This window comes from uncultured Sphingomonas sp. (assembly GCF_937859915.1).
GTDB lineage: Bacteria > Pseudomonadota > Alphaproteobacteria > Sphingomonadales > Sphingomonadaceae > Solisphingomonas.
Genome location: NZ_CALMAW010000102.1, coordinates 1 through 4,085 on the forward strand (window position 1 = coordinate 1; position 4,085 = coordinate 4,085).

Consider the following 4,085-nt stretch of genomic DNA (forward strand, 5'->3'; position numbering starts at 1 on the left):
CCAAGGAACAGGACGTCATGGCGCTCGAACTCGCGCTACAGGATCGGCAGGTCGCCGTGGAGACGCTGCTCGGCGCGGGTCTGCCGTCGGTCGAGACGATCTCGCCCGTCGATGAAGGGTCTCGTCGATGAAGGCCGCGCTGTTCCCGATTGTCGGGCTGATCATGGTGGGCGGTTGCTCGGGAAGCGAGGATGCCGGCCAACAGCCGACGCCCAGCGTGCAGGTCACCACCGTTCCTGCGCGGCAGGGCAGCGCGACGCTGTGGCTGACCGCCTTCGGCAGTGCGACCCCGTCCACCACCGCCACCCAGACGCTCAGCATCGCGCAGCCGGGCCAGGTGACGCGGCTCGCGGTGACCGCCGGCGCGACCGTCAAGGCCGGGCAAGCGCTGCTGCTGTTCGCGGTGCAGCCGAGCGCGCTGTCGGGCTATGAGGCCGCGGTGACGACGCTGGCGACCGCACGCAAGCAACGCGACACGACCGCGCAGCTGCTCGGCCAGCAGCTCGCCACGCGCGACCAGCTCGCACAGGCCGACAAGGGCGTCGCGGATGCGCGTGCCGCCCTGGAGGCGATGCGCCGCGAAGGCGCCGGCGATGCGGTGCAGACGCTGCGCGCGCCGTACGACGGCATCGTCACCGCCATCCCCGTCGCGCAGGGCGACCGCACCCAGCCCGGCGCGGCACTGCTCACCGTGGCGCGGCAAGGCGCTATCCTCGTTACCGTCGGCGTCGATCCGGCCGCGCGCGATCAGGTGCATCCGGGCGCGGCGGTCAGGCTGACCGACCTGGGCGGCACCGCCGCGCCCGCGGCAGGCCACGTGCTGCGGATCGACGGCCAGCTCAACCCGGCGACGCATCTCGTCGACGTCGACGTGACGGTGGCGAAAGGCGCCTTGCTGGTCGGCGCGCCGTTCCAGGCCGATATAGCGACCGGCGCGAGCAATGGCTGGCTCGTCCCGCATGCTGCGGTCGTCACCAGCGGCGATAGCGCGCGCGTGTTCCAGGTCGTCGGCGGCAAGGCCCATGCGATCGATGTCCATATCCTCCAGACCAGCGCCGCGCAGGACGTCGTCGCCGGCACGCTCGATCCGCGCGCGGCGCTGATCGTCGACGGGGCCTATCAGGTCGAGGACGGGGGCGCCGTCCGGCAGGCGGCCCGCTGATGCGCTTCGCCACGCTGATCGAGACCCAGTCGCGCGCCTTGCTCGCGGTCGCGCTGGCGCTGGCGCTGGCGGGGATCGTCGCGGCGCTGTCGCTGCCGATCGGGCTGTTCCCGCAGGTCTCCTTCCCGCGCGTCGTCGTCGACCTCGATGCCGGCAGCCGGCCCGCCGACCAGACCGCGATGCTGGTGACGCGCCCGGTGGAGGAGGTGCTGCGCACCATCCCCGGCGTCGCCGACGTACGCTCCGAGACGACGCGCGGCACCGCGCAGATCTCGATCGACTTCGGCTGGGGCCGCGACATGATCGCGAGCACGCTGCTGGTCGATGCCGCGGTCGCGCGCGCGCTGCCGAGCCTGCCGACGGGCACCGCCTACAACGTCCGGCGAATGGACCCGACCGTCTTTCCGATCATCGCCTATGCGCTGGTCTCCGATCATCCCGATCCGGTCGCGCTCAAGGATTTCGCGACCTATCAGGTGACGCCGCTGCTCTCCTCGATCACCGGCCTCGCCAGCGTCGGCGTCCAGGGCGGCGACACCGCCGAGGTCGAGGTGCTCGCCGATCCGCATCGGCTCGCCGCGGGCCTCGCGATGAGCGACGTCACCACCGCGATCCAGGCCGGCAATGTGCTGAGCGCGGTCGGTCAGGTGCAGGATCGCGGGCGACTCTCGCTGGTGCTCGCGGATCGCAGCGTGGTGAGCGCGGCGGCGGTCGGCGACATCGTCGTCAAGGCGTCGCCCGCCGGCGTCGTCCGCGTGCGCGACGTCGCGACCGTGCAGACCGGCGTCGTGCCGGTGTGGCAGCGCATCGTCGAGGACGGCAAGCCGGCCGTGCTGTTCAACATTTTCGAGCAGCCCGACGGCAATGCGGTGCAGATCGCCAAACAGGTTGGCCAGAAGCTCGCGACTTTGAAACTTCCGCCGGGCGTCAGGCTGATATGCTGGTACGACCAGAGCCAGCTGGTGACGCAGTCGGTCGCGAGCGTCCGCGATGCGGTGGTGATCGGGCTGGTGCTCGCCGCGATCGTGCTGCTGCTGTTCCTGCGCAGCGTCCGCGTGACGCTGATCGCGGTGATCGTGGTGCCGGCCACGCTGGCGACGACGATGCTGGTGCTCAGCCTGTTGGGGATGAGCTTCAACATCATGACGCTGGGCGGGATCGCCGCCGCGGTCGGGCTGCTGATCGACGACGTGATCGTGATGGTCGAGCATATCGCGCGCCGCGCCGGCGCCGCGTCGGTGGACGGCGCGCCGACCGGCGACGCGGCGGTGCTGCCGGCGGCGCGCGAGTTCAACACGCCGCTCACCGGCTCGAGCCTCGCGACGCTGATCGTGTTCCTGCCGCTGTCGTTCCTGACCGGGGTGACCGGCGCCTTCTCCAAGGCGCTGTCGCTGACGATGGCGGCGGCGCTGGCGATCTCCTGGGCGATGACCGCGTTCGTCGTGCCGCTGCTGGCACGCCGCCTTATCGATTTCGACCGCTGGAAGGATCCCGCGGCGCACGGCGGCGGCTGGCTCGCGCGCCGCCACGACGGCGCGCTCGACGGGCTGATCCGGCGGCCCTGGCTGCTCGGCGTGCTGGCGGTGCCGCTGCTCGCGCTCGGCTACGTCGCCTATGCCAGGGTGCCGACGGGCTTCATGCCCAAGGTCGACGAGAGCGGCTTCGTGATGGACTATTATACCCCCGCCGGCACCTCGCTGATCGAGAGCAGCCGCGAGATGGCCGAGGTCGATGCGCTGCTCAAGGCCAATCCCGACGTCGAGACCTTCTCGCGCCGGCTGGGTACGGGGCTCGGCGGCGATCTCGGGCAGAGCTATCACGGCGATTATTTCGTCCGGCTGAAGACGCGCCACGCCAAGCCCACCGAAGAGGTGATGACCGACGTGCTGGGCCAGATCGCGGCGCGCGTGCCCGGCGTCCAGATCGAGGTGGCGCAGCTGATGGAGGATCTGATCGGCGATCTCACCGCCGTGCCGCAGCCGATCGAGATCAAACTCTTCGCCGCCGATCCGTCGATCCTGACCGCACAGGCGCAAAAGGTCGCGGCGCTGATCGGCAAGATCGCCGGTGTCGCCGAGGTCAAGGACGGGCTTCAGCTCGCCGGCGACGCGCTCACCGTGCGGATCGATCCGATCCGCACCGGCTTCGAGGGCGCGACGCCCGCCGACGTCCAGGCCGCGCTCGACGGGGCGCTGACCGGCGTCGTCGCGACCGCGCTGCCCCAGGCCAACAAGGTCGTCGACGTCCGCGTCCGTCTGCCCAACGCGACCACGATCACGCAGGACGAGCTCGGCCGCCTGCCGATCCGCGCCGCCGACGGCCACATCTTCCCGCTGTCGCGCGTCGCCGACATCCGCGTCGTGACCGGCCAGCCGCAGATCTCGCGCGAGAATCTCGAGCCGATGGTGGCGGTGACCGGGCGGATCGTCGGCCGCGGCCTGGGTGCGGCAATTGCCGACGTCAGGACCGCGCTGGACAAACCGGGCGTGCTGGCGCCGGGCATCCGCTACGATCTCGGCGGCCTGTACCAGCAGCAGCAGATCGCCTTCGCCGGCCTCGCCAAGGTGTTCGCTGCGGCGATCGTCGCCGAGTTCGTGCTGCTGCTCCTGCTCTACCGCCGCTTCGCGCTGCCGCTGATCATCATCGGCTGCGCGCTGCTGTCGACCAGCGCGGTGTTCATCGGGCTGTGGCTGACCGGGGTCGATCTCAACATCACCGCCTTGATGGGCATGACGATGATCATCGGCATCGGCACCGAAATGGCGATCTTCTATGTCTCGGAATATGAGGAGCTGGCGCACCGGATGCCGCGCGCCGAGGCGACGCGCGAGGCCAGCCGCAACCGGCTGCGCCCGATCACGATGACGACGCTGGCGATCGCGATCATCGCCGGGCTGCTGCTGCAAAATCCGCTGGTACTGCT

2 protein-coding genes are annotated in these 4,085 nt (G+C 70.6%); both read left to right on the forward strand.

What is annotated here, in order from left to right:
• Nucleotides 1-127 precede the first annotated feature (127 nt).
• Nucleotides 128-1,162 carry an efflux RND transporter periplasmic adaptor subunit gene (locus tag Q0326_RS13455; protein WP_298691323.1) on the forward strand — a complete coding sequence of 345 codons (1,035 nt, stop codon included), beginning with the start codon at nucleotides 128-130 and terminating at the stop codon, nucleotides 1,160-1,162.
• Nucleotides 1,162-4,085: efflux RND transporter permease subunit (locus tag Q0326_RS13460; protein WP_298691326.1), on the forward strand; the 2,924-nt coding region annotated here is incomplete at its 3' end. The genes Q0326_RS13455 and Q0326_RS13460, both read left to right, overlap by 1 nt.

Bases quoted from the DNA above. Each gene is read 5' to 3' on its own strand.
- Q0326_RS13455 (WP_298691323.1), top strand. From the start codon at position 128: ATGAAGGCCGCGCTGTTCCCGATTGTCGGGCTGATCATGGTGGGCGGT.